Source organism: Idiomarina sp. Sol25 (assembly GCF_033052775.1).
GTDB lineage: Bacteria > Pseudomonadota > Gammaproteobacteria > Enterobacterales > Alteromonadaceae > Idiomarina.
Genome location: NZ_JAUPEW010000007.1, coordinates 28,648 through 54,174, shown reverse-complemented (window position 1 = coordinate 54,174; position 25,527 = coordinate 28,648). Strand labels below are relative to the sequence as shown.

General features: G+C 46.4%; 23 protein-coding genes. 9 read left to right on the top strand and 14 right to left on the bottom strand.

Annotated elements, in window-relative coordinates; genetic code table 11:
* Positions 1-356: 356 nt before the first annotated feature.
* Positions 357-806, bottom strand: a complete 450-nt coding sequence (locus tag Q5L94_RS10620; protein ID WP_317498379.1) for a flavodoxin domain-containing protein — start codon at positions 804-806, stop codon at positions 357-359.
* Between the two features lie 58 nt (positions 807-864).
* On the opposite strand from Q5L94_RS10620, the gene Q5L94_RS10615 reads away from it, so the two are divergent.
* Positions 865-1,359 (top strand): beta-lactamase hydrolase domain-containing protein, encoded by a 495-nt coding sequence (locus tag Q5L94_RS10615; protein ID WP_317498378.1) that lies wholly within the window; start codon positions 865-867, stop codon positions 1,357-1,359.
* A gap of 47 nt (positions 1,360-1,406) precedes the next feature.
* On the opposite strand, the gene gloA is transcribed toward Q5L94_RS10615, so the two are convergent.
* Positions 1,407-1,961, bottom strand: coding sequence for a lactoylglutathione lyase (gene gloA, locus Q5L94_RS10610; RefSeq protein WP_317498377.1), 555 nt, complete (start codon positions 1,959-1,961; stop codon positions 1,407-1,409).
* Between the two features lie 76 nt (positions 1,962-2,037).
* Between gloA and Q5L94_RS10605 the strand changes: the two genes are divergently transcribed.
* Entirely contained in the window at positions 2,038-2,283 is a 246-nt protein-coding gene (locus Q5L94_RS10605; RefSeq protein ID WP_317498376.1) for a GIY-YIG nuclease family protein, read from the top strand.
* On the opposite strand, the gene Q5L94_RS10600 is transcribed toward Q5L94_RS10605, so the two are convergent.
* The 7 genes from Q5L94_RS10600 to rpmH all read right to left on the bottom strand — a co-directional run bounded on the left by Q5L94_RS10600 (position 2,272) and on the right by rpmH (position 8,862).
* Positions 2,272-3,951 carry an FUSC family protein gene (locus Q5L94_RS10600; protein ID WP_317498375.1) on the bottom strand — a complete coding sequence of 560 codons (1,680 nt, stop codon included), beginning with the start codon at positions 3,949-3,951 and terminating at the stop codon, positions 2,272-2,274. The two genes, Q5L94_RS10605 and Q5L94_RS10600, sit on opposite strands and share 12 nt — an antisense overlap.
* 361 nt (positions 3,952-4,312) lie before the next feature.
* Complete coding sequence (locus tag Q5L94_RS10595) at positions 4,313-4,684, bottom strand: hypothetical protein (protein WP_317498374.1); 372 nt, start codon at positions 4,682-4,684, stop codon at positions 4,313-4,315.
* 320 nt (positions 4,685-5,004) lie between these two features.
* Positions 5,005-6,381, bottom strand: a complete 1,377-nt coding sequence (mnmE, locus tag Q5L94_RS10590; protein WP_317498373.1) for a tRNA uridine-5-carboxymethylaminomethyl(34) synthesis GTPase MnmE — start codon at positions 6,379-6,381, stop codon at positions 5,005-5,007.
* 55 nt (positions 6,382-6,436) lie between these two features.
* A complete protein-coding gene (yidC, locus tag Q5L94_RS10585; protein WP_317498372.1) occupies positions 6,437-8,098 on the bottom strand; it encodes a membrane protein insertase YidC in 1,662 nt (553 codons plus the stop codon).
* Complete coding sequence (gene yidD, locus Q5L94_RS10580) at positions 8,095-8,406, bottom strand: membrane protein insertion efficiency factor YidD (protein WP_011235861.1); 312 nt, start codon at positions 8,404-8,406, stop codon at positions 8,095-8,097. The genes yidC and yidD overlap by 4 nt, the downstream gene beginning before the upstream one ends.
* The gene (rnpA, locus tag Q5L94_RS10575; RefSeq protein ID WP_317498371.1) at positions 8,358-8,735 is read right to left on the bottom strand and encodes a ribonuclease P protein component; all 378 of its coding nucleotides are present in this window, start codon (positions 8,733-8,735) and stop codon (positions 8,358-8,360) included. Before rnpA ends, yidD begins: the two co-directional genes overlap by 49 nt.
* Entirely contained in the window at positions 8,728-8,862 is a 135-nt protein-coding gene (rpmH, locus tag Q5L94_RS10570; protein ID WP_011235863.1) for a 50S ribosomal protein L34, read from the bottom strand. Before rpmH ends, rnpA begins: the two co-directional genes overlap by 8 nt.
* Positions 8,863-9,267: 405 nt before the next feature.
* Between rpmH and dnaA the strand changes: the two genes are divergently transcribed.
* From dnaA to gyrB, 4 genes are read left to right on the top strand one after another with little or no spacing between them, the layout of a single operon-like run.
* Positions 9,268-10,632, top strand: a complete 1,365-nt coding sequence (gene dnaA, locus Q5L94_RS10565) for a chromosomal replication initiator protein DnaA (RefSeq protein WP_317498370.1) — start codon at positions 9,268-9,270, stop codon at positions 10,630-10,632.
* Positions 10,633-10,663: 31 nt separating this feature from the next.
* Positions 10,664-11,767: a DNA polymerase III subunit beta gene (gene dnaN, locus Q5L94_RS10560; protein ID WP_317498369.1), complete on the top strand. Its 1,104-nt coding sequence runs from the start codon at positions 10,664-10,666 to the stop codon at positions 11,765-11,767.
* Between the two features lie 13 nt (positions 11,768-11,780).
* A complete protein-coding gene (gene recF, locus Q5L94_RS10555) occupies positions 11,781-12,845 on the top strand; it encodes a DNA replication/repair protein RecF (RefSeq protein WP_317498368.1) in 1,065 nt (354 codons plus the stop codon).
* A 15-nt stretch (positions 12,846-12,860) separates the two neighbouring features.
* On the top strand, positions 12,861-15,278 hold the full coding sequence (gyrB, locus tag Q5L94_RS10550; protein ID WP_317498367.1) for a DNA topoisomerase (ATP-hydrolyzing) subunit B: 2,418 nt from the start codon (positions 12,861-12,863) through the stop codon (positions 15,276-15,278).
* 89 nt (positions 15,279-15,367) lie between these two features.
* Here gyrB and glyS read toward each other — a convergent pair whose 3' ends face one another.
* Both glyS and glyQ read right to left on the bottom strand, forming a co-directional pair.
* Positions 15,368-17,434, bottom strand: coding sequence for a glycine--tRNA ligase subunit beta (gene glyS, locus Q5L94_RS10545; RefSeq protein ID WP_317498366.1), 2,067 nt, complete (start codon positions 17,432-17,434; stop codon positions 15,368-15,370).
* Positions 17,435-17,446: 12 nt separating this feature from the next.
* A complete protein-coding gene (gene glyQ, locus Q5L94_RS10540; RefSeq protein WP_317498365.1) occupies positions 17,447-18,367 on the bottom strand; it encodes a glycine--tRNA ligase subunit alpha in 921 nt (306 codons plus the stop codon).
* Between the two features lie 93 nt (positions 18,368-18,460).
* Here glyQ and Q5L94_RS10535 point away from each other — a divergent pair, with 93 nt between their 5' ends.
* Complete coding sequence (locus Q5L94_RS10535; protein ID WP_317498364.1) at positions 18,461-19,060, top strand: DNA-3-methyladenine glycosylase I; 600 nt, start codon at positions 18,461-18,463, stop codon at positions 19,058-19,060.
* Between the two features lie 16 nt (positions 19,061-19,076).
* Positions 19,077-19,568, top strand: coding sequence for a GNAT family N-acetyltransferase (locus tag Q5L94_RS10530; RefSeq protein ID WP_317498448.1), 492 nt, complete (start codon positions 19,077-19,079; stop codon positions 19,566-19,568).
* Between the two features lie 18 nt (positions 19,569-19,586).
* Here Q5L94_RS10530 and tusA read toward each other — a convergent pair whose 3' ends face one another.
* From tusA to fadB, 3 genes are all read right to left on the bottom strand, one after another.
* On the bottom strand, positions 19,587-19,826 hold the full coding sequence (gene tusA / locus Q5L94_RS10525) for a sulfurtransferase TusA (protein ID WP_317498363.1): 240 nt from the start codon (positions 19,824-19,826) through the stop codon (positions 19,587-19,589).
* 267 nt (positions 19,827-20,093) lie between these two features.
* Positions 20,094-21,257, bottom strand: coding sequence for an acetyl-CoA C-acyltransferase FadA (gene fadA, locus Q5L94_RS10520; RefSeq protein ID WP_317498362.1), 1,164 nt, complete (start codon positions 21,255-21,257; stop codon positions 20,094-20,096).
* A 20-nt stretch (positions 21,258-21,277) separates the two neighbouring features.
* Positions 21,278-23,434 (bottom strand): fatty acid oxidation complex subunit alpha FadB, encoded by a 2,157-nt coding sequence (fadB, locus tag Q5L94_RS10515; RefSeq protein ID WP_317498361.1) that lies wholly within the window; start codon positions 23,432-23,434, stop codon positions 21,278-21,280.
* Between the two features lie 135 nt (positions 23,435-23,569).
* Here fadB and Q5L94_RS10510 point away from each other — a divergent pair, with 135 nt between their 5' ends.
* Entirely contained in the window at positions 23,570-25,519 is a 1,950-nt protein-coding gene (locus Q5L94_RS10510; RefSeq protein WP_317498360.1) for a transglycosylase SLT domain-containing protein, read from the top strand.
* Positions 25,520-25,527 lie beyond the last annotated feature (8 nt).

The window sequence follows — 25,527 nt, the reverse complement described above, 5'->3', positions numbered from 1 at the left end:
GATTATTTTAACGCGATTTCACTTAAATCTAAATGGTTAAGTTTCGTTCAGTGCTGTTAAAGATCTTAAAGAAGATCAGTAAAGGATCTTATTTAGATCTTTTATTACTATTACTACTAGTGAGCGGATTTCTGTGAATAGATCGCTGAAGCCCTTTTTTTATGTATTCTAGAGCAAGATCACTCTTTGTAGATAAGTGGCCTTGAACTGGGATCATAGATCGTGGATAAGTAGGGTAGTTATACACAGATCAGTTTATCCCCAGTGTTATACCCACTTCACTGACAGTGCTTAAGTGATCTTATTCCAACCTTAGTCACAAGCTGAAATCCTTGTGCACAAGCCTGTGGGTATGATCACAGAGCCTTTACAGCATCAGCGATCGCGGGGAGCCAGTTTAATGTCTTCTCTTCTGGATCGTCTTCCAGCATGTCGATTTCTAAACGATCGGTCATTTGTGTCCCGCCTAATTCCTGTAAGCGTTTATCGCAATGTCGACCTGCTTCGCAGAAGGTGTCATAACAGGACTCACCAACAGCCACTACGGCATAGTTCAGTCCGGCTAAATCCGGGCTTTGGGGATCGTTTATTTCGTCGTAGAAATCCAGCATGGAGTCGGCATAATCGCCCGCACCATGGCTGGCAAGAAAAATTAACCAGGGTTGATCGCTGGGCAGTTTCTCGAACTCCGGTTCGTAATGCAGCTCGGTTTCAATGCCCTGCTGATTTAACTTTTCGCTGACAGTATCGGCTAAAAACTCGGTATTTCCGGAGGTTGTCCCCACTAAAAGATGTAAAACAGTCATAAAATTTTAAACTCATTTGCTACTATTAAAAACACTCGAATCATACAGGAGAACCCAAATGGTAAAAGCTCTGGTTAAGGTATTAGTCGCTTTTAGTGTAGCAATAGTTTCAACGAATGTTTTTGCTGGCATTGAGTCACCGAAACAGGTGTCAGATAAGTTATGGGTGATGGGCACGCCATCGAAAGAGCTATTGGCTGACTTTTCAGATGAAGGTGGTGAGGTCGTTATCAATCTGCTCTCACAAAAAGAAATGACCGACAGTGAGGAAGCCGCGGTGGTAACCCGTAATGGTATGGCGTATTACCATGTTCCGGTCAATGGAGCCGATGGAGTAACGCTTGCTAACGCACGCCTGGTCGATCGTATTTTACTAAAGAACAGCGATAAAACCGTGCTGATTCATTGTGCTTCCAGTAACCGGGTTGGTGCGTTAATGGCATTACGTGCCGGTTGGCTAGATGGTATGTCGGTAGAAAACGCGTTAGAGGTTGGACGGGAGCATGGAATGACATCTCTGGAAGATAAAGTGAAGTCGATGCTTTCAGAGTAGTAAAGAATAAGGCCAGCTCATGCGGATGAACTGGCCTTTTGCCGTCGTTATTTTAAATGCTCTTTCAGCAATTCCGGTTGGCGTTCTGGCGTGAATATTTCAATCCAGTAGCCATCCGGATCTTTGATAAAGGCAATGCCTTTCATTTTTCCGTCGCTCGGGCGTTTTTGAAATTCTACGCCCATTTTTTCGAAGCGCTCACAAGCGGCATCAATATCCGGTACGGCAAAGCCAATGTGACCAAAACCTTTGGGCTCTTCATTGCCACTGTGGTATGACACCGAGTCGTCGTTCTCGTCGCCCCAGTTGTGAGTCAGTTCCAGCATGGCCGGCCGACCAAAGGTTTGTTCGATACGTTTGTCGTTATCGGTTGACCAGTCTTTACGTTGTTCCGGCGACATGGCAGCCATGAAATACAGCGTAAACTCCATTTCCGGAAAGTCGAAACGCTTAACCAGCGTCATACCCAGAACGTCACTGTAAAATTTTAAGGTGCGTTCAGGGTCTTTAATGCGAAACATGGTCTGGTTGAACACAAAGTCGTGTGTTGCGGGGTCGTGTTGTTCAGACAGACCCTTGGCTTCATCAAAATGTCTGCTCATAATGTCATCCTTAGTCGGTTCATTGAGTAACTGTTGTTACACTATGTATTGGGTTTAGCAGGAGAGAGTTCAAGCCGTGAGCTGGTCGGTTTATCTAATTAAATGTGCAGACAATACGTTTTATACCGGTGTCACAACGGACATTGAACGGCGTGTGACCGAGCATAATACGGACGATAAAAAAGGCGCTAAGTACACACGATCTCGTCGTCCTGTGGTGCTTGTCTGGAGTGAAAAACATCCGAACAGAGCGAAAGCATGCCAGCGTGAATATGAAATAAAACGGTGGCCGCGCGCTAGAAAGGCAAAGTTAGCCGGTTGAATTTAGTCGCTTTTGGCCGGTTAAAAGATGCCCGAGAATGGCGTCTTTGTCTTTCATTCCCAGTTTGTCGCTAATTTGGGTGAGCTTGATTACGCGATGGTAGAAACGTGCTTTACGTCGGTTGTACTGGCTTTCGGTGAGTTTTGTTTTATTCAGCTGGTCAATTTCTTCGGTCAGAGTTTGCAGTAAGCTTTGATAACGTGCCTTTAAATTGGTTGGATAAATAAGCCGATAAGCAACTAACGAAAGCAAGGGAGCAGCAACCACGGCCAGAGCAATACTCGCTGAATGACCAAGGTGGAACGAATAACCGATAGAGGGCTGCATTAACAGTAAAAAGACCAGGTTGAAGTCCATACTGCCATTCGCCGTTTTTTGATGAGCCATAGGAAAACCCGCCAGCAAAATAACCGGCATTAGAGCAACCAGCATCCATAAGATGGAATCCTGATATTGCCAGACCGTTGCCTGTATAAGTACTGCTGTCAGCGCGCCGGCACACTGCCCGAAAAACACATATCTCATGGTTAATGCCGGATTGTCTGCCGTGGAGAATAGCGTCAACATAACTGAAGCACCCAGCATTAAATAAGCGAATTGAAATAATCCGGTATACCACCAGCTTGCGCCAATGAGCCCCATAATAACTAAAGTGCGTATGGCGGCCTGGCGTGCACCCAACCAGTCGCGATGCAAAATGGTTTTGCTGAGTAAGGTGGAAGTGGCTGTTTTGCCTGAATCACGAAAAGATAACCGGTCGTTGGTAGCTTCAACAAATTCATTAAAGCGTTTTTTCAATGCGGCGTTTTTAATGGATTCTAGAGCATTTTTTAGAGGTTCTACAATTTCGGAACGTTTAGCGGAAGCATTTAATTTATTTGATGCCTCCAGTAAGTAATCGCTTACTTTTTGGTTTTTTTCTGGCTCCTGAATATTCAGTTCAGCCAGAAAACCCAATTGGCTGTTAATAACCACGCGTAACGTTTTAGCCGATTCGTGAGCACTAACAGAGCCGGTACCGTGATCGAGTAACTGAGCTTCCAGTGCTGCCAGTTTTGATAACTTGTCGGCAAGGTTCAAATCGTTATCTTTGGGTTCGGCGAAGTAACGACTAATATCGTGCAAGTTAACCGCGGTTTGTCGACGCAGCTGGTTAATTAAGCTTTGTTCCGCCCGTTTATAAGTAAAAGCCCAGCCAATAACGAGTGATGTCATAATGCCGACAAAAACCGTGAGTAGACGGTCAATCCCGAGAGGCATGAGTGCGTCTGGGCTTTGTGTTAGCAACACCACCATGGATGCCGAATACCCGGCAAGTATGGTGCCGTAAGAAATGAGCCCGTGCAGTAAATTACCCGTGTAAACACAAAGCGATACCCACAGAGTTAAGCCGGCCACCAGCCAAATGATCTCGCCACCGGCAGTAACCACCAGCACCATACCGAACATAGTCCCTAAAAGAGTGCCTAACGCCCGGTATGCGGCTTTTTCTATAAGAAGACCACGAGTTGGCTGGGAAACAGCCCAAACCGTCATAGCAGACCATTGAGGATGCTCTAGGCCCATAGCCCAGGCAATAATAAGAGATAAGCAGGCAGCAACGCCGGTTCGAAAGCCAAACCGCAGGCGAACGTAGTCAAACCCCCATTGCGCTAACTTGTCTTTCACTGGTATCCCTTACCTTATGGAAACTTGGTTATTATTATATTGCCGTTGATTATAATGGATCGGATTCTGGATGGCTTGCCAGTAATATTTCGGAATTTGACGGTTGATGTTATTGCAAAAGTAGGCGAGCGTAAAATTACAATAGTAATGCCGCTAAGTGATTCATTGAAAAGGTGGTATTGAAGCACTGAAACGCCAGGAAATACTAAACATCAGGCGTAGAAATTGAAAGTGCAGAGGTGAAATATTCAATAGCGCATCCATAACTCAGGCCAGTAGAAAGTGACCCTAAAAGTGAATACTGAGTATGGACTGTTACTGTTTTATTGGTGAGTCTGCAGAACTGGATGCTCACATTAATTTAAGATTTTGTTGAAACGTATTCACCGGAGGGATCGTCCAGATAAGATTGAAGATCTCCAGAATGGCTATAACTCAAGCGGGTTTTATCTTTCTTAGTTTCCTCAAGCTCTTCAAGAGAAAGTGGCTGACCTAATTTCCCATCTTCTAATTTTAGGCTTTTTCCTAAACTATCCAATTGCTCCCTAGCTTTGGGGAGGTGGTGTTCTTTAATATCCTTAACTGCCTGAGCATATCGTTCTCTCATTTCAGGTGTTTGACCGTTCTGTGCGTAGTCAGCGAATTTCGTTATCGCCTTTTCCAATGACGACACATTACCCACCTCACGATTGTAGGCGAAAAATAAATCCATGGTTGAATGGCTAATGTTCATGCGCTTTGTACCCATAACTTTATCGATTCACATAGACTAAGAGTAATTGTAGATATCAAAGTAGCAAGTATATTTAATGTTAAATTTAAAAAATAGTTATACGAACCGCTAATTGCGAGTCAGGATGAGATAAGCTCAGGGTTTCTTATAGTTATGGACTATTTTTGCGTTACACCAGTTTGCGAACTCGCCTTTAGTTTCAAGTGCGGCAGACACAGACAGTACTTCCGGCTCGGTGCAAATGCGGAGAATCAGATGTAGGCAATTGATCTTTTGCGGCCTGCTCGTCGGTATTTTCAGACTCGTATTGAGGTACTGATCTATTTACCAATACAAAACGAACCAAAAATCTGGCCAAGGAGGTCATCAGAAGTGAATTCGCCGGTAATTTCATTGAGGTGCTGCTGAGTTAGGCGCAGTTCTTCGGCCAGTATTTCACCTGCCATATTGGCTTCTAACTGTTCCTGACCTTGCAGTAGATGTACTTTCGCTTTTGCCAGAGCCTCTAAATGGCGGCGTCTTGCCATGAAACTGCCTTCGGAGGTTGCACTGTAACCAACACAATGTTTTAGGTGTTCTCTAAGCAATTCAATGCCGTGTCCGGTTTTGGCGGAAAGATGAATAACCGGAATGTTGTTGTGTTCATCTATACCCGTGGGCTCTTCCGATAAATCGACTTTATTGCGAATAACGGTGTAGGGCATATCTTCTGGTAGCTGAGCGAAAAACTCTGGCCAAATATCGTCGGGATGAATGGCAGAGGTTTCCTGACTGTCGACCATAAACAGCACGCGGTCAGCCTGGCGTATTTCATCCCAGGCGCGTTCAATACCTATTTTCTCAACGTGGTCGGGGCTTTCGCGTAAACCTGCGGTATCGATAATATGCAGTGGCATGCCATCTATTTGAATGTGCTCACGTAGAACATCGCGGGTGGTTCCGGCTATTTCCGTCACAATAGCTGACTCACGACCCGCCAGCGCATTAAGCAAGCTGGACTTACCCGCGTTAGGGCGTCCGGCAATAACAATGCGCATGCCCTCGCGCATCAGCGTGCCTTGTTTGGCTTTCTGTTCTATGTGGAACAGCTGGTCGATAATTTCAGCTAAATCGCCAGAGACCTTACCATCGGAAAGAAAATCGATTTCTTCGTCAGGAAAGTCGATGGCCGCCTCAACGTATATTCTCAGGTGAATAACGGCGTCTACCAACTGATCAATTTTGTGAGAAAACTCACCTTTAAGGCTTTGTAGGGCGGCTTTTGCGGCTTGCTCTGAATTAGTATCAATTAAGTCGGCAATGGCCTCGGCCTGGGTGAGATCGAGCTTGTCGTTTAAGAATGCACGTTCGCTAAATTCACCGGGACGAGCAGGGCGAATGCCGGGAATTTCCAGAATGGCCTTAATGATCATATCGATAATAACCGGCCCGCCGTGGCCTTGCAGTTCTAAGACATCTTCGCCGGTAAAGGAGTTAGGGCCAGGGAAATAAAGCGCAATGCCTTCGTCCAACAGTTGTTCCTGTAAGTCGTAAAACGGCAGGTACTCTGCTTTACGAGGTTTGGGGCAGTGACCTAACAGCTTTTCCGCAACCTCTTTACAGGCTTTTCCGCTCACGCGAACAATACCAACACCACCGCGTCCGGGAGGCGTTGCCTGAGCTACTATGGTGTCGTCAAAATCTGTTTCAGTTTGCATTTTTTCTGCTCCCAAAAGGACTAAAGCCCGGCATTAGCCGGGCCTTAATGCTGGATTACTTCTTGTTTCGAACGTTAATCCCTTTCTTCTCTAAACCACGGTAAATGATCAGCATTTGCGCAATGGTAATCAAGTTACTGACCAGCCAGTACAGTACCAGACCCGATGGGAACCACAGGAAGAATACGGTAAAGATAACCGGCATATACTGGAACAGTTTCTGTTGCATCGGGTCAGCTGTCGGTGTCGGCTGCAGTCGTTGCATCAGGAACATACTAGCACCCATTAAAATAGGCAGGATGTAGTATGGGTCTTTGGTTGATAGATCCTGTATCCAGAACACAAAAGCAGAATGACGCAGTTCGACACTTTCCAGCAGAACCCAGTACAGAGCCAGGAAGATTGGAAGCTGTAACAGCATAGGCAGACAGCCGCCCAGAGGATTCACTTTCTCCTCTTTGTAGAGCTTCATCATGGCGCCTGACATCTTCTGTCGGTCGTCACCATAACGCTCACGCAGAGCCGTCATTTTTGGCTGTAACATGCGCATCTTAGCCATTGAAACGTATTGTGCCTTAGTTAGCGGGAACAATAGCGCTTTAACAATAACGGTGGTCAGAATAATAGCCAGACCCCAGTTAATAACAATGCTTTGTAAAAACTGCAGCAGTTTGAATATCGGTTGGGCTAACCACCAAAGAAAACCATAATCAACGGTTAAGTCCAGATACTCGACGACTTCAGCCATAGCGTCCTGGTCTTTCGGACCTAAATAAAGCTGTGACTCTATGGTTTCAGAACTGCCGGCCTGAACTTCTGTCATTGGGTAAATAACGCCAATAATAGCCTGGCTGTTATTCGCAACGCGGGAAAATAGACGATTCTGTTGACCTTGCTCCGGTACCCATGCTGAAACAAAGTAATGTTCAAGCATACTGACCCAACCGGTTTGTGAGGTGACATTCAGTTTTTTATCCTGCATGTCGTCAAAGTCGTACTTTTCGAATTTGTCGTCATCGTGGGAGTAAGCTGCACCGAAGTAGGTGGGCATCATCATATTGCCGCTTTCACCAGAACCTACGGAGCGTTTTAGCTGGCCGTAAAACTGGGTGTTCAACGTGTTGTCGGTGTTATTTTGCACTTCAAAACGGACGTCGACATTGTATTTGCCCGGAGTGAAAGTGAATATTTTACGATAAACAGCGCCGTTCTCAGCCGTATAGGTTAAAGGAACTTCAATAACCTCGCTTGTAGACTCGTAACTTTCTTGTTCGTAATTATAAGAAGGGCGACCTTCTTTGCCGTCGATTCCGTCTGGACCAATTAGACCTGACTGAGCGACGTAGACGTTGTTTGAACTGTTTTGCAGAAGTTGAAAGCGTTCTTCGGAGCCCTGAGTTTTGGCAAACTTCAGTAAGTGAGTCGAAACAACATCACCACCTCGGGTATCTATCTCAACATCTAGCACGTCGGTGCGGACACGAATTGTGGTTTCAGACCGCTGGTTTACAACCGGCTGATCACTTTCCGGAACGTCTGCCGAAACGGATGAATTGCCTGAGGGCACATCACTGTTTTCAGAATTATTGCTCGATTGTGTTGAGGTAACGTTTTCGGGTGCTTTTGTTCCGGGTGCGGTTTCCACCATCCAATTCTGGTATAGGAAGAAAGACACCACCAAAAAGGCAATAAATAATATCGTGCGTGGCGAATTCATAGTGATTTCGTCTCTGTTGGCTGATTTAGTAAAGATTCGGATTCGCTGTTATTTTCTGGTTTGGCGTCTTGCTTAGCGAGTGGAACCGGGTCGTAGCCGCCCTCATGAGCGGGGTGACATTTACTGATTCGTACCGCAGCAAGGCCAATGCCACGAATTGTACCGTGTTTTTGTATGGCCTCACAGGCATAATGTGAGCAAGATGGATAAAAACGACAACGCGGGCCCAGCAGTGGACTGATAAACCACTGATAAACCTTTATGAACGCGATTGGTATTGTTCGCAACGCTTTGCTAATTTTCGCCATAAATAATTCAACGTATCCCGTAATGCGGCGTTATCCTGCTCGACAATACCCTGCTTAGCAATAATTACAATGTCAAAAGCGGGAATTTTATGTTGCCTTAAACGGAAGGTTTCACGTATTTGTCGTTTTATGCGGTTTCGGTCAACTGCGCGCTTAGCTCGCTTTTTGCTGACAGTAACGCCAATACGTGGATGCCCTAACTCATTGGGAGTTGCCAACATAGTGACATGAGCAGTAACGGCTTTTACAGGAGGGTTTGAGAATACGGTCTGGAAATGAGAGGGAGTTAACAGACGTAACTCCCTTTCGTATGAGATACTTTTATGCACTCAGTACTTTACGACCACGTGCACGGCGACGAGCCAGTACTTTGCGGCCATTTTTTGTTGCCATGCGAGCACGGAAACCGTGTGAACGCTTGCGCTTTAATACGCTTGGTTGAAATGTTCTTTTCATAACTAATATTCCATCGGTCAGTTTGCTATGTCCCACGCTGGCCGAATAAGTTGAAACCAAACGTGAACGGAATTTTTTAGAGCGCGGATCTTACCGATCTTTTCTTGTTAAGTCAATGACCAGAGGCTTTTTTAGGCAATAAATCCTAAAATAATATCATCCACAATCTTTTAAGATAATAACATTAATAATGTGGATAAATTAACAGTTATTCACTATTTGATTTGTTTTCTGGTTTCAGGGGAATATGGACTTTTAAGCAATTTATGCGCCAGTTCCGGTATTGTCGACTATTTTTTAACTCCTTTATTGACGGCGTTTTCAGGCAGTTTATGCTAGCGAATATGAGCTGAGTGAAGTACAATCTCTGGTTATGTTTATAGAGAAACGATCCAGGAGAAGAGTGTGAATAATTCGCTTTGGCAACAATGTGCAGAGCGACTGCAATCGGAGTTACCGTTACAGCAGTTCAACACGTGGATCAGACCCCTACAGGCCAAGCTTAATGGCGAAACATTAACCTTGTTTGCTCCGAATATTTATTCGGTGGATTGGGTGCGTGATAAATACCTTAAAACCATTAATACCTATTTAGAAGCTTTGTGTGACGACAAAGTACCTAACGTGGTTTTAAAAGTTGGGGAAGCGTCACCAGCACAACGTGATAGCGGCTCACCGCAACGCGCGGCGGCAACCCGTAGAAAAACACCTAACTTCTCATCAGGTAACACCGATGTAGAAGTGCCTTTCGAAAGCAATATTCACCCGGAATATACCTTTGATAACTTTGTTGAGGGTAAGTCAAACCAGTTGGCGCGTGCGGCGGCTATTCAGGTCGCCGAGAATCCCGGTGGCGTTTATAACCCGCTGTTCGTTTATGGTGGTACGGGCCTGGGTAAAACTCACCTGTTGCATGCGGTTGGTAATGGCATTATGGCGCATAAAAAGGACGCCAAGGTGTTTTACATTCGGGCCGAACGCTTTGTGCAGGACATGGTGAACTCCATACGTAACAGTTCGACTAACGAGTTTAAGCGTTACTATCGTTCTGTCGATGCGTTATTGATTGATGACATTCACTTCTTTGCAAATAAAAAAGGTTCGCAGGAGGAGTTTTTCCATACCTTTAATGCTTTGTTGGAAGGTAATCAGCAAATTATTATGACCAGCGATCTCTACCCCAAGGAAATAGATGGAGTGGAAGATCGACTGAAGTCACGTTTTGGTTGGGGCCTTACAATTGCCATTGAGCCCCCGGAATTAGAAACCCGGGTGGCTATTTTAATGCGAAAGGCTGACGAACGTGGTTTGCATATGCCTCACGAAGTCGCTTTTTTCATAGCTAAACGGTTGCGTTCAAATGTCCGTGAGCTGGAAGGCGCATTGAACCGGGTTATCGCGAACGTTCAACTCACTGGCCGGCCTATAACTATCGATTTTGTACGCGAAGCTCTGCGTGACTTAATTGCTGCCCAGGAAAAATTAGTGACTATTGATAATATTCAGAAGACGGTAGCGGAATATTACAATATTAAGTTAGCCGATATTTTATCAAAACGTCGTAGCCGTTCTGTGGCGCGTCCACGGCAGTTAGCAATGGCGTTAGCGAAGGAATTAACCAATCATAGCTTACCGGAAATAGGCGACGCATTCGGCGGTCGTGATCACACGACTGTTTTGCATGCTTGTCGGAAGATACAAGAATTAAAAGATGCGCAGCACGACATTAAAGAAGATTATCGAAATTTAATTCGCACATTGTCGTCATAAACGTATGTCGTTATAAACAGGGGACTCAGTCATGAAATTTTCAATTAACCGCGATGCTTTTTTAAAGCCGCTGCAGGTTGTAAGTGGCGCTGTTGAACGGCGGCATACCTTACCTATTTTGTCGAATTTGTTGCTCCAGGTCGATAACGGCCAGCTTAAACTAACCGGAACAGACCTTGAGGTTGAGCTAGTTTCAGCTGTGCCGCTTGAGTCAGCCGATATGGATGCGGCTGTTACGGTTCCAGCTAAGAAGTTGTTGGATATTGTGCGAAGTTTGCCCGAGGGCTCGACCATCGAGTTTACCTCGCGGGAAGACAGTGCCACAGTCAAGTCTGGTCGCAGTAAATTTAAATTAAGCACCTTATCTTCAGATGACTTTCCAAATATCGACGACTGGAAAAGCGATATCCACCTGGTAACTGAGCAGGCGGTATTAAAAGATTTAATGTTGAAAACACATTTCTCTATGGCGAATCAGGACGTGCGTTATTATCTAAATGGCATGTTGTTCGAAACGGATAACGGCATGTTGCGTTCCGTCGCGACCGATGGCCACCGTCTAGCCATGAGCACTTGTGCTATAGATCAGCCTGGTTTGGCTCAACGACAGGTTATTGTTCCGCGTAAAGGTGTTGTCGAATTACTTCGATTGTTAGGTGACGATGATCAGGAAGTGTCAGTGTCGATAGGAAATAACCATATTCGGGTGGAAACACCAGAGCTTGTTTTTACAAGTAAACTGGTAGATGGTCGTTTCCCTGATTACCGTCGTGTCTTACCGAGTGGTGGAGACAAAGTTATTGTTGCCCATCGCGATGCGTTGCGTCAGTCTTTTGGACGTGCATCCATTCTTTCTAACGAGAAGTTTCGCGGTGTTCGCTTGAACTTGAGTAGTGGTGAACTTTGTATTACGGCAACGAACCCCGAGCAGGAACAAGCGGAAGAAGTGATAGAAGTGGATTATCAAGGTGATGATCTGGAAATTGGCTTCAACGTTAGCTATTTACTAGATGTCTTAAATAACATCGATGACGAACAAGTTTCTTTTACTTTGTCTGACTCAAACAGTAGTGCTTTAATTGAACCTCAGCACGACGAGTCTTGCTGTTACGTTATTATGCCCATGCGTTTGTAACCCTGCCTCATAAATGTTCATTGAGACGTTGAATTTAAGCCACTTCCGAAACTTTTCAGAAGTGGCTCTATCTCCCAGCCCCAAAATTAATGTGATAACCGGCGATAATGGTTCCGGCAAAACCAGCTTGCTCGAAGCTATTTATTTGCTTGGCTTTGGGCGTTCTTTTCGGCCGGGCGGTTTCCGTCAGTTGATCAAAGAAGGGAGCCAGGGCTTTACCGTATTTTGCCGTTCCCAAGATTACGCTATAGGTGTAAGACGCAGTACCAATGGGGAGCAGTCGCTTAGATTGAATGGCGTTAACGTTCAGCGAATGTCCGATGTTGCGCGTTTGGTACCGGTACAACTCTTAACGCCTGAGTCCGTCGATATTTTGTTGGAAGGTCCAGGACAGAGAAGGCAGTTTATAGATTGGGGCGTGTTCCACGTGGAACACTCATTTTATTCTGACTGGGTCGCGTACTCTCAACTCTTAAAACAAAGAAACAGTTTACTCAAGCAGCGCTCGCTTCCTGTGAGAGAAGATCGATATTGGAAAGAGCAGTTAGCCTTTTACGGTGAGCGCATTAGTAAAAGTCGCGAAAAATACCTAGAAGAACTGAATGATTATATACAAGAACTAGCGAAATCTTTTCTCTCCGATGTTACAATGGAGGTTCGATTAAAATCGGGCTGGGATACTAGCCAAAGCTTATTTGACGCCTTAGAAAGCCATACAGAGAAAGATAAGAAATACGGCTTCACCTCAGTTGGGGCACATAAGGCAGATATAAAAGTGATAGCGGATGGGGTAGAAGTAAAACATCGCCTGTCTCGCGGACAATTAAAAACCGCGATAACCGCTTTAAAGTTAGCGCAAGGGAAGCATTACCAAAAAATAAAAAGGCAACCCTGCATTTATTTAGTCGATGATTTAACGTCAGAGCTTGATTCAAGAAACCAAGCGTTACTCTGTCGTGAGTTAGAAAATCTAGACGCACAAGTGTTTATCACCGCAATTACTGGAAAGCAGTTGTCGGATAAATTTCAAAAATCACCCCGAATGTTCCACGTGGAACATGGGGTAATAAACGAATGATATCGAGATAATACTATGGAAGAAAATAATTACGGTTCATCGAGTATCAAGGTTCTTAAAGGGTTGGATGCGGTTCGTAAACGCCCGGGTATGTACATTGGTGACACGGATGATGGAACTGGTCTGCACCACATGGTTTTTGAAGTTGTCGATAACTCTATTGACGAGGCCTTAGCGGGTCACTGTTCAGAAATTATGGTTATCATTCACTCTGACGGTTCTGTCAGCGTGAAAGATGATGGTCGTGGAATTCCAGTTGATATACATGAAGAAGAGGGTGTTTCTGCTGCTCAGGTTATTATGACCGTACTGCACGCCGGCGGTAAGTTCGACGATAACTCCTATAAAGTCTCCGGTGGTTTGCACGGGGTTGGAATCTCTGTTGTAAATGCGCTATCTGAACAACTGCAGTTGACCATTCGCAGGCAGGGTAAAGTTTATGAGCAAACCTACCACATGGGCGAACCTGACAGCGATGTAACACCTGTTGGCGATACGGATACAACGGGTACTGAATTACGTTTTTGGCCGAGCCACGAAACTTTTACCAATACTGAATTCCACTACGATATTTTGGCTAAGCGCTTGCGCGAACTATCGTTTCTGAATTCAGGTGTTGGTATTCGTTTGCGCGATGAGCGTGACGACCGCGAAGATTTATTTAAATACGAAGGCGGTATTGCTGCCTTTGTTAATTATTTGAATAAGAATAAAACGCCAATTCACCAAAAAGCTTTCTACTTCACAATACAAAGAGAAGACGGTATTGGTGTTGAAGTCAGTATGCAGTGGAATGACTCATTCCAGGAAAACATCTATTGCTTTACCAATAACATTCCTCAGCGAGACGGTGGTACACACTTAGCCGGCTTCCGTGCCGCTTTGACGCGTACATTGAACACCTACATGGAAAAAGAGGGTTATAATAAAAAATCCAAAACCTCTGCAACAGGTGACGACGCGCGTGAAGGTCTAACTGCCATTATTTCTGTTAAAGTTCCTGATCCTAAGTTTTCGTCTCAAACAAAAGACAAACTGGTTTCTTCAGAAGTGAAATCGGCTGTTGAGCAGACAATGAACGAGCAGTTAGCGGATTATTTATTAGAAAACCCGGGTGAAGCGAAACTTATCATCAATAAAATTATTGATGCAGCAAGAGCTCGCGAAGCCGCTCGTAAAGCACGTGAAATGACACGCCGTAAAGGTGCTCTGGATATTGCGGGCTTACCTGGAAAATTAGCCGATTGTCAGGAAAAAGATCCGGCGTTGTCTGAACTTTACATAGTGGAGGGTGACTCTGCAGGCGGCTCCGCTAAACAGGGTCGTAACCGTAAAAACCAAGCCATTCTGCCACTTAAAGGTAAAATTCTTAACGTAGAAAAGGCGCGTTTTGACAAAATGCTGTCTTCCGTCGAGGTTGGTACATTAATTACTGCCATGGGCTGTGGTATTGGGCGTGATGAGTACAACCCGGATAAAACACGTTATCACCGTATTATTATTATGACGGATGCGGATGTTGATGGGTCACACATTCGTACCTTGTTGCTGACGTTCTTCTATCGTCAAATGCCTGAAATTATCGAACGCGGATATATCTATATTGCTCAGCCTCCTTTATATAAAGTGAAAAAAGGTAAGCAAGAAGTTTACATAAAAGATGACCCCGCATTGATCCGCTACCTTACCAGCTTGGCTCTGGATAAAGCATCGCTGCACGTTAATGAAACTGCACCAGGTATTTCTGGTGAGAAGCTCGAAACTTTGGTTAACGGGTATCAGATGGCTCAGGAAAATATTAAGCGGTTGAGTCGCCGTATGCCAGAACGCTTCTTACAGCGTTTGTTTTATGCGCCTCGTTTAACAGACGAGCGTCTGAAAGATAAAGATTACATGGAGAAGTGGGTTAAAACATTGAATGATGACCTAACCGCCCGTGAAATTAATTCGGCAACTTATACCGTTTCTCTTCACGAAGATACGGAACGTAAGATTTGGTTACCGTCTACGACGATTCGTCAACACGGTGTCGACACCGACTACCCGCTGAACTATGAATTTTTAATGTCTAAAGACTACGAACAAATAGTGACTATCGGCGAAGAGATTGACTCTCTGGTTGAAGCGGATGGGTACGTGCTTCGCGGTGAGAAGAAGCAGCCAGTTACGCACTTTGTTGAAGCTGTGGAATGGCTTATTGGTGAATCTAAGCGTGGTTTATACGTTCAGCGTTACAAAGGCCTGGGCGAAATGAACCCTGACCAACTGTGGGAAACTACGATGGATCCTGACTCTCGTCGTATGCTTCAGGTAACGATTGAAGACGCTATTGGCGCTGATCAACTGTTTACCACGTTAATGGGTGACGAAGTTGAACCGCGTAGAGCCTTTATTGAATCAAACGCTCTTAAGGTTGCCAATTTGGACGTCTAGGCTTAACAGCGACATTAGCAACAGGCAACAAAAAAGCCGGCTCATGAAAATGAAGCCGGCTTTTTTATTTATTAAAGTTAGAGTATTAATTACTGAAGCAAAGAAATATCCGCTATTTCCAGGAACAGTTGATGCAAGCGGAACAACAAGTTCAGGCGGTTAATACGGACTTTATCGTCATCGGCATTGACCATGACATGCTCAAAAAAAGCATCCACAGGCTCTTTAAGCTCAGATAAATGCGTGAGAGCGTTATTGTATTGACCATCAGCAATCAGTGGCTTAACAGCGCCTTCTGTCTGTTTAACCAAACGATAAAGTGTTGTTTCAGAATCTTCCTGTAGAAGAGTTTCATCCACGTTACCGGATATCTCTTCGTCTGATTTTGCCAGGATATTACCCACCCGCTTATTGGCTGCGGCAAGGCTAGCAGCGGAATCCATAGACTTAAATGACTGAACAGCCTTTACCCTTTGGTCAAAGTCGGTTGGTTTTGACGGCGACCGTGCCAGTACCGACTGAATAACATCGACGGAAATGCCCTGATCCTGGTACCAGGGACGAAAACGACCAAGTAAAAAGTCGAAGACGTCGTTAGTGGCAGTGTTATTCGATAGCTTGTCACCAAAACCTTCGACGGATGCCGCTAACAGTTCATGTAAATCTAGTGGCAACTGTCGCTCGACCAGAGTGCGCAACAAACCAAGAGCTGCACGGCGCAGAGCGAATGGGTCACGGTCACCTTTCGGTACCTGACCAATACCGAATATACCGACCAATGTATCCAGCTTGTCTGCTAAAGCGACGGCACAAGCCTCTCGTGTCAAAGGTAATTCGTCCCCAGAAAAACGAGGCCAGTAGTGCTGCTCTATTGCTTCGGCTACTACCGGGCTTTCGCCGTCGTTTAACGCATAGTGTTTACCCATAACACCCTGGGTTTCGGGAAACTCAGAAACCATATCGGAAACCAGGTCAGCTTTGCACAGCAGACCGGCTCGTTCTGAGGCTTTTACGTCGGCAGTTAACTGGTTTGCAATTTTCCCTGCTAACACCGATATACGACGAGCTTTGTCGCCAATACTACCCAGTTGTTTTTGGAACAGAACAGAGTCCAGTGCAGCAACTCGCGATTCTAAAGTCGTTTTCTTATCAGACTCAAAGAAAAACTGGGCATCCGCCAGGCGAGGGCGAACAACCTTTTCGTTACCTTTGATGATTTGTTGAGGGTCGCGACTTTCAATATTGGTGATGAAAATAAATTGCGACAGTAAGTTACCTTTGCCATCTTCGACTGGAAAGTAACGTTGGTCGTCTTTCATGGTAACGATAAGCGGCTCTTTTGGTACCGCGAGGAAACCTTGATCGAAACTTGCCGTTAAAGCAACGGGCCATTCCACTAGGGCAGCAACTTCTTCCACTAATTCGTTATCCTGAATAACCTGGCCGCCGAGTTCTGAGGCAAGACGTGATACTTCCGACTGAATGGTTTCAATACGCTCTTCGAAGTTAGCGATCACTTTCGCTTCACGAAGTTTAGGTAAGTAGTTGTCGACATGGTCGAGCTCAAAACCTTGAGACGAATGGAAGCGGTGACCCTGTATAAAACGGGCACTCTGCGTTTCCAGTATTTCAGCTTTAATAAGTTCGCTGCCCAGCATGACAGTGAGTGTGTGCACAGGGCGAATAAATTGCGCGGTGCTGTCCCCCCAGCGCATCGGCTTAGGAATAGGTAGTGTTTTAATGGCTGCTTCCAACATACCCTGAACTAAGTCAGCGAGAGCCTGGCCTTTTACAGTAGCCTTGTGCAATAACCATTCGCCTTTGTCCGTTTTAAGGCGGTCAGCCTGTTCTACCGTAATGCCGTTGGAGCGAGCCCAACCTTCAGCTGCCTTAGTCGGTTTACCAGAGTCGTCAAAAGCCACAGTTACTGCTGGCCCGCGCTTCTCGACTTCTTTGTCCTGCTGCTCAGTTTCAACTTGTTTCACCAGAACAGCCAGTCGGCGAGGGGTTGCATAAGCCTCAATACTATCAAAATTCAATTCTGCGCTCTTTAAGCCTGACTCAATACCCGACTTTAAGCTGTCACGCAGCGATTTTAAGGCTTTTGGAGGAAGCTCTTCAGTACCTAACTCAATTAATAAGTTTTCTTTTTGCACGGCTCGCTCTCCTTAGTTCGCTGCTGGTTTGTTTTTATTGTCGGCTAAAGGGAAGCCAAGAGCTTCGCGCGCCTGATAATAGACTTCGGCAACGGCCTTCGCCATGGTTCTGACTCGAAGTATGTAGCGCTGTCTTTCGGTCACAGAAATAGCGTGTCGGGCATCCAGTAAGTTAAAGGCGTGAGATGCGCGCATAACCTGCTCGTACGCGGGTAAAGCCAGAGACTTTTCTATTAACAGTTCACATTCCTTTTCGCAGTCGTCAAAGCGGCGGAAAAGCACGTCAACGTCGGCGTATTCAAAGTTGTACGTCGATTGCTCAACTTCGTTCTGATGGAAAACATCCCGATACAAGATTTTACCGCGCGGGCCGTCTGTCCAGACCAGGTCATAAATGCTGTCCACGCCCTGAATGTACATAGCTAAACGCTCAAGGCCGTAGGTGATTTCTCCGGCCACAGGACGGCACTCTAAACCGCCTACCTGTTGGAAGTAAGTAAACTGAGTGACTTCCATACCGTTAAGCCAGACTTCCCAGCCTAAGCCCCAGGCGCCCAGAGTAGGAGATTCCCAGTTGTCTTCTACAAAGCGTATGTCATGAGTCAGTGTGTCAAAGCCCAGCATTTCTAAAGAACCCAGATACAGCTCCTGAATGTCTTTAGGCGAAGGTTTCATAATGACCTGAAACTGATAATAGTGCTGCAGGCGGTTTGGGTTTTCGCCATAACGGCCGTCGGTAGGACGGCGGCAAGGTTGCACATAGGCAAAACTCGCTGGCTCCGGGCCCAATGAACGCAGAAAGGTCATTGGATGGAAGGTACCGGCACCAACCTCCATATCGAGTGGCTGAACCACGGCACAGCCCTGCTGAGCCCAGTAATCCTGAAGAGCAAGAATAAGCCCCTGAAAGGTTTTCACATCGTACGTCGACATACGCATTCTCTGCTTTGTTATTTGTGGTTGACCGAAGGTCGAAAAATATGCGTAGATTATACCCTCTGAATCGCCTTGGTTATAGGGGAAGGCATGACAAATAATCAGCCAGAACGGTGTTCCTGGTGTGAATCTGCTGACGACTACCGTGCTTATCATGACAATGTGTGGGGGCGTCCGGTAAGCGATCCGATAGAACTCTTCGCGAAACTCTGTCTGGACGGGCAGCAGGCGGGACTTAGCTGGTTAACTATTCTGCGTAAACAGAGCGGCTATGAGAAAGCTTTTTTAGGTTTTGACCCACAAGCTATTGTGGCTATGAATGACGCTGATCGTGAATTACTTTACAGCAACCGTGATATTATCCGTAGCAAAGCCAAAATTGATGCCATTTTTACTAACGCTGAAGCGTACTTAAGAATGGAAGAAAAGGGCATTAAGTTTGAGCACTGGCTGTGGGCGTTTGTGGGCGGCTCACCGATTATTAATGCGTACCCGACGCAAAGTGAGATCCCAACAGAAACAGAAGCTTCCCAAAGCATGGCAAAAGCGTTAAAAAAGGAAGGCTTTAAGTTTGTCGGACCGACCATTTGCTATGCTTTTATGGAAGCAGTTGGTATGGTGAACGACCATGTTACTAGCTGTCATTGCTATCAGCCTGTTGCTGAACAAATGAAACAGTTTACGTTGTAAAATGAGCGAAGGAAGAATGATAGAAATTACTCTTGCGGACTACAGCAACCCTAAACACCGTAATGCGGTTATTGCTATGTTAGATGCTTATGCTAAAGACCCTATGGGTGGTGGCGAAGGCATATCTGATGACGTCAAAGAAAGCCTAATAGACGAAATGGCAAAACGAGACCATGTCTTTTCTTTGCTGGCCTACGATGGTGATACTCCGGTTGGCGTTGCAAACTGCGTCGAAGGCTTCTCAACCTTCGCAGCAAAACCGTTAATGAATATTCATGACATAGCCGTTATCCCGGATTATCGTGGTCAGGGCGTTGCTAAAAAGCTATTAGAAGAAGTGAAAACGCTGGCGGAATTTCGTGGCTGCGTAAAATTGACACTGGAAGTGCTTGAGAACAATGATCGGGCGAAAAAAGCCTATGAGAACTTCGGCTTTGCACCTTATGAATTAGGTGACGTAGGTAAAGCGGAATTTTGGGAGTTGTATCTGAATAAAGAAAACGCCTGACGCACCCGCGTCAGGTTATTAATGTGACTTTCTCACCCAATAGCTATAGGGCACTTTCTCAGTTTCAGACCCCACCAACTCATGCTCCATAAACTCGCAAAATCCCGGAATATCCCGGGTTGTTGCGGGATCATCTGCAATAATCAGTAAAGTCTCTCCTACCGACATCTTGCGGATAGCCGCACGTACCAGCATTACCGGCTCCGGGCATTTAAGGCCTAAGGTGTCCAGTTCTTTGTCGCAGTTAATTTGAGCCATTATTTTTTTAAAGACGTTAAGTGTAATTACTGGGTAGTTTAACACTTTGCTTGCGTAAGAGTCAGGCGAGTGGGGAGGATTGACCCGCTGTTTTTTGGCGGGAAAGACTCATAAACTGTCTGCAGCCATGGATTGCTGCAGACAAGCCCCCAGGGATGGGTTTACGGCGTGTTTCTGCGTCTTTCCTGACAATAAAAAGGGGCGAGCCTTCCCGCGCCCCCTGTCTCATAGGGCAAAAGAGTAAACTACCCAGTTGCCCCAGTCTTTCTAGACGCGCTCGAACACAGTCGCAATACCCTGACCTAAGCCGATACACATAGTGGCTAGGCCAAGCTTCGCATCTTTCTCTTCCATTAAGTTGATCAGCGTAGTTGAGATACGTGCGCCAGAACAACCTAATGGGTGACCTAAAGCGATAGCACCGCCGTTCAGGTTCACTTTTTCTTCCATCTTGTCGAACAGTTTCAGGCCTTTAAGAACAGGCAAAGACTGCGCGGCAAAGGCTTCGTTCAGTTCAACAACATCGATGTCATCAATAGAGACGCCAGCACGCTTGAGTGCTTTTTCCGTTGCAGGAACCGGTCCGTAACCCATAATGGACGGATCGCAGCCTGCAACGGCCATTGAGCGGATTTTAACGCGTGGCGTCAGACCCAGCTCTTTGGCTTTGTCAGCAGACATTACTAACATGGCAGCGGCGCCATCAGACAAGGCTGATGAGGTACCTGCGGTTACCGTACCGTTGGCGGGGTCAAACACTGGGCGAAGCTGTGACAGGCCTTCAGCAGTGGTTTCCGGACGAATTACTTCGTCTTCAGTAACGCGCACCAGTTCGCCGTCGGCATTGTGGCCGTTAATTGGGTAAATTTCTTTAGCAAAGCGGCCTTCAACGGTCGCTTCGTGCGCTTTGCGATGAGAGCGAGCGCCGAATTCGTCTTGCTGTTCACGGGTAATACCGAACTTACGAGACAACAGTTCAGCGGTCATGCCCATGCTGCCTGAGGCTTTCGCTACAGACTTGTTCATGCCCGGATGAAAGTCGATTCCGTGAGTCATTGGTACGTGACCCATGTGCTCAACACCACCGGCCATAAAAATATCACCGTCGCCGTTCATAATTGCGCGTGTTGCGTCGTGCAGTGCCTGCATTGAAGAGCCACACAAACGGTTAACCGTCACACCGGCTACTTTATGTGGAATACCCGCAATGAGTGCCGAGTTACGCGCAATGTTAAAGCCTTGCTCTAAGGTTTGTTGTACACAACCCCAGTAAATGTCTTCCAGTTCTTCCGGGTTTACTTCCGGGTTACGCTCAAGTAAGCCCTTCATCAGCGCAGCTGAGAGGTCTTCGGCACGAGTATGGCGGAAAACACCATTTTTTGAACGCCCCATTGGCGTACGAATACAATCTACTATGACGATGTCTTTCATTTTAATAACCTCCTCAAGCCTTACTTCGCGCTGGTTGTGTCAAAGTAAGATTTACCGGCTTTAGCCATTTCACGCATGCCGTCGGTAACCTGATAAATTTCACCCAGGTGCGCGTACTTGTCTGCCAGTTGAATAAAGTTGTCCATGCCAAGCGTTTCCAGATAACGGAAAGGACCGCCTCGGAATGGAGGAAAGCCTAAGCCATAAAGCAGCGCCATGTCTGCTTCGGCAGCAGAGCCAACAATGTCTTCTTCCAGGCAGCGAACGACTTCGTTCACCATAGGGATCATGCAACGCGCAATGACTTCGTCAGCATCCAGTTTTTTGCCTTGCTCACAACCTAACAGCTCGTAAGTGGCTGGATCTGCCTCTTTGGTTGGCTTACCTTTTTTGTCGGTGCCGTAAACGTAGAAGCCTTTGCCGTTTTTCTGACCGTAACGCTCAGCAGCCGCCAGTTTAGCAATGGCGCTTGACTCGTCGCGCTTCATGCGGGTCGGGAAGCCTGCTTCCATCACAACGGTACAATGATCAGCTGTGTCGATACCGACCACATCGCTCAAATAAGCAGGACCCATAGGCCAGCCGAACTGCTTCTCCATAACCTTGTCGATGCCGACGAAATCAACGCCTTCATCCACCATGCCGGCAAAGCCTGCCAGGTACGGGAACAATACACGGTTGACTAAAAAGCCCGGGCAGTCGTTAACAACGATAGGGGTTTTGCCAAGTTTAAGCGCATAGGCGACTACCGCATTAACGGTGTCATCTGAGGTTTTCTCGCCACGGATAATTTCAACCAAAGGCATTTTGTGTACCGGGTTGAAAAAGTGCATACCGCAGAATTTTTCAGGGCGCTTCAGGTTCTTAGCGAGTTCAGTAATAGAAATGGTCGAAGTATTTGACGTCAAAATGGCGTCATCGCCAATTACGCCTTCAATTTCTGCCAGTACCGAGCCTTTAACTTTCGGGTTTTCAACAACGGCTTCTACGACAATATCGACGTCTTTGACTGCGTCATTCAGCAGCGTAGGCGTAATAGAAGACAAGATTTTAATCATCTTCTCGCTGTTAACTTTGCCGCGCTCGACACCTTTCTTCAGGATCTTGCCGGCTTCTTTCATACCTAAGTCTAAAGCGTCTTGCTTAATGTCTTTCATAACCGCCGGTACGCCTTTAAGCGCTGACTGGTAAGCGATACCGCCGCCCATAATGCCGGCACCCAAAACACCTGCTGTCTTAATTTCTTTGGTTGCTGCTTTCGCGTACTTCTTAGACTTACTTTTAACCGCCTGGTCCGCCAGGAAGATACCAACCTGTGCCTGACACGCGTCGGTTTGGGTCAGGTCGAAAAACGCGTTGTTTTCTGCTTTTAATGCGCCTTCGCGATGTTCGCGCGCGCCGTTTTCTATCGCTTCTAACGCTTTGTGCGGTGCCGGGTAGTGTTTACCTGCTTTGGCTGCAATTAAGCCTTTAGCTGTCACCAGGGTCATCATCAACTCGGTGTCGTTAGCTTTCAGCGGCTCTAACTTAGGCTGACGCTTGGCTTTCCAGTCCTGTTGACCGGCTGCAGCTTCCTTCGCCAAATTAAGAGCTGCTTTGGTCAGGTTTTCTGGTTCAACAACCGCATCGACAGCGCCGACTTTTAGTGCATCATGAGCTTTGTTGTTTTTACCTGTGGTTATCCACTCAAGTGCGTTGTCCGGACCAATTACGCGAGGTAAACGCATGGTGCCGCCAAAGCCAGGAATAAGGCCCAGTTTAACTTCCGGCAGGCCGAGAGTTGCTGTGGTGTCCGCTACACGGTAGTCACAGGCTAACAAGGCTTCACAACCGCCGCCTAATGCGAAACCTTTTACCGCACCAACTGTTGGTACTGGCAGGTCTTCCAACTGGTCAAATACGCGAGAAGCTTTTGCCACCCAGCTGCGGGTTTTTTCCTGATCAGAAAACAGTGTCAGGAACTCGGTAATGTCAGCGCCGACAATAAAGGTCGACTTGCTACTGGTGACAATGACGCCGCGCAGGTCGTTAGTGTTTTGTAATTTTGTCAGTGCTTCACTGAATTCTTCTAATGTCGCCTGGTCGAATTTATTAACCGAGCCTTTCGCATCAAATTGTAGTTCTGCGAAACCTGGTTCGATAAAATCGACCCGAATGCTTTCACCTTGATAGATCATCTTGGGTCTCCCACGACTTCCATTAATTTGTTGCTATAAAGAAACTGATTCTGATATAGCTTTGGGTTAAGGTAGATAGAGTTTGGCGCGAATACGCCAATTTTTCAACGGTTATTTAAACATGCGTTTGAATTAATGAAAAAGCAGTCGTTTATCATACGTTACAGTGCGCCATTGTTTCTCGCTTTGTTCTTGCTGAGCGCTGGTGCGGTTCAGTCTGAGCCTGTTGATACAAAGCAACGGGAGCAGCAGCGTGAGCTATTCAAAAAAGCAGAGTACGCGGCTAAACGTGGTCGTCTGAACGAGTATCGGTTATTACTGAAAAAGCTGAAAGGTTATCCATTGCTGCCGTATCTGGAACTGGCTCGACTTGAGCAAATTGGATACCTGGCCAATGAAGACCGCGTTTTGGCCTTTCTTGAAAAGTACGAAAAGACCCCTCTGGACTGGCAATTAAGGCAACCCTGGCTTACCTATTTGGCAGGGCAGGAGGAATATTCACGCTTTATCCGGGACTTCCGGCATCCGGGAACCCTAACTCATCGCTGTCAGTTTATAGAGTCACAACGTAAAACGGGTCTGGAAGATGGGCCTTTTCTACGCCAAGTGGACGCTATCTGGAAGCATGGGTTTTCGCTTCCTTCGGCTTGTGACCCTGTCCTGGACGAGTGGGCGGAACTGGGTGAGCGCACTGAAGAAAAGGTTTGGGAGCGACTGGAATTAGCGGCCGAACACGGTAACCCGACTCTACTTCCGTATTTAACCGGTTTATTGCCTGAGTTACAGCAGTATCTGGGTGAGTTTTATCATAAGGTTAGGTATTCACCCGCCGCTATAGAGGACGACTCCTGGTACAAGGGCCGCTATCCTGGAAAAGAGGCACAAATAGTCACCTATGCTTTAACTAAGCTGGTTTGGCGTAACGAAAACATTGCTCTGCGAAGCTATAAAAAGCTGAGTTCACAACTACCCTTTACCGAACAACAAAAAGGGCGTATTGCGGAAGAATTTGCTGTTGCATTAAGCTTAAACTCTCACCCTGAAGCTCGTGTCTGGCATGACCGCGTTCCGGTCAACGCGTTAAATGAACGAGTTTTACAGTGGCGTTTGGCTATTTATCTTAAGGACAAAGATTACGAAGGCCTGAGAGATGCGATCCAAAGTTTGCCGGTTGCCATTCGGCAGGGCAATCAATGGCGTTACTGGCTGGCTCGTTCACAAGAGATAACCGGTAACGCTTTGGCCGCACAAGAACTGTACGAAGATTTATCAGACGAACGGCATTACTACGGCTTTCTGGCGGCCGCACGATTACAAAAGCCGGTGAGCCTTGAACAAGAGAAACTTGAAGTCAGTGTTGTTCAACTCGAGCAAATTCGTAATCATCCTAGCGTGCAACGTGCGTATGAACTGATTCAACTGGAGCGCTGGGTCGACGCCCGGCGCGAATGGAACCATTTATTGACGCAGCTTGATGGCGAGGAGCAAAAGGTCGCGGCCTATCTCGCCAGCGAGTGGGGATGGCACGATCAGGCGATATGGACATTAGCGCAAATAGGGCATTTTGACGCTGTGGGCATTCGTTTCCCATTAGCTTACAAAGACATATTAGGGCGGGCGTCACAAGCCGCCGGAATAGATGAAAGCTGGGCTTTAGCTGTTACGCGTCGGGAAAGTAATTTTCGGCACGATGCCTATTCAAGTGCCGGCGCAAGGGGGCTAATGCAGATTCTGCCTGGTACCGCAAAGCAACTGGACACTAAAAATAATAGTTGGCGGCGGTTGAACGACCCCGCTGTTAATGTGCGCCTGGGCACTGACTATCTAAGTCGACTGAAACACCGCTTTGAGAATAATTGGTTATTAGCTACAGCAAGTTATAATGCAGGTTATTATCGAGTTAAAGACTGGTTACCCGACGAGCCTGTTGCTGCCGACGAGTGGGTCGAAACCATTCCGTACCATGAAACGAGAGATTACGTAAAAGCGGTATTGAGTTATCAGCAAATTTATAGGATGTTGGGTGGTAACGAGGATAATTTGTTTGAGCAAGTTGTTGATATGACAATTGTTGATACTGAATAAGGCGATCC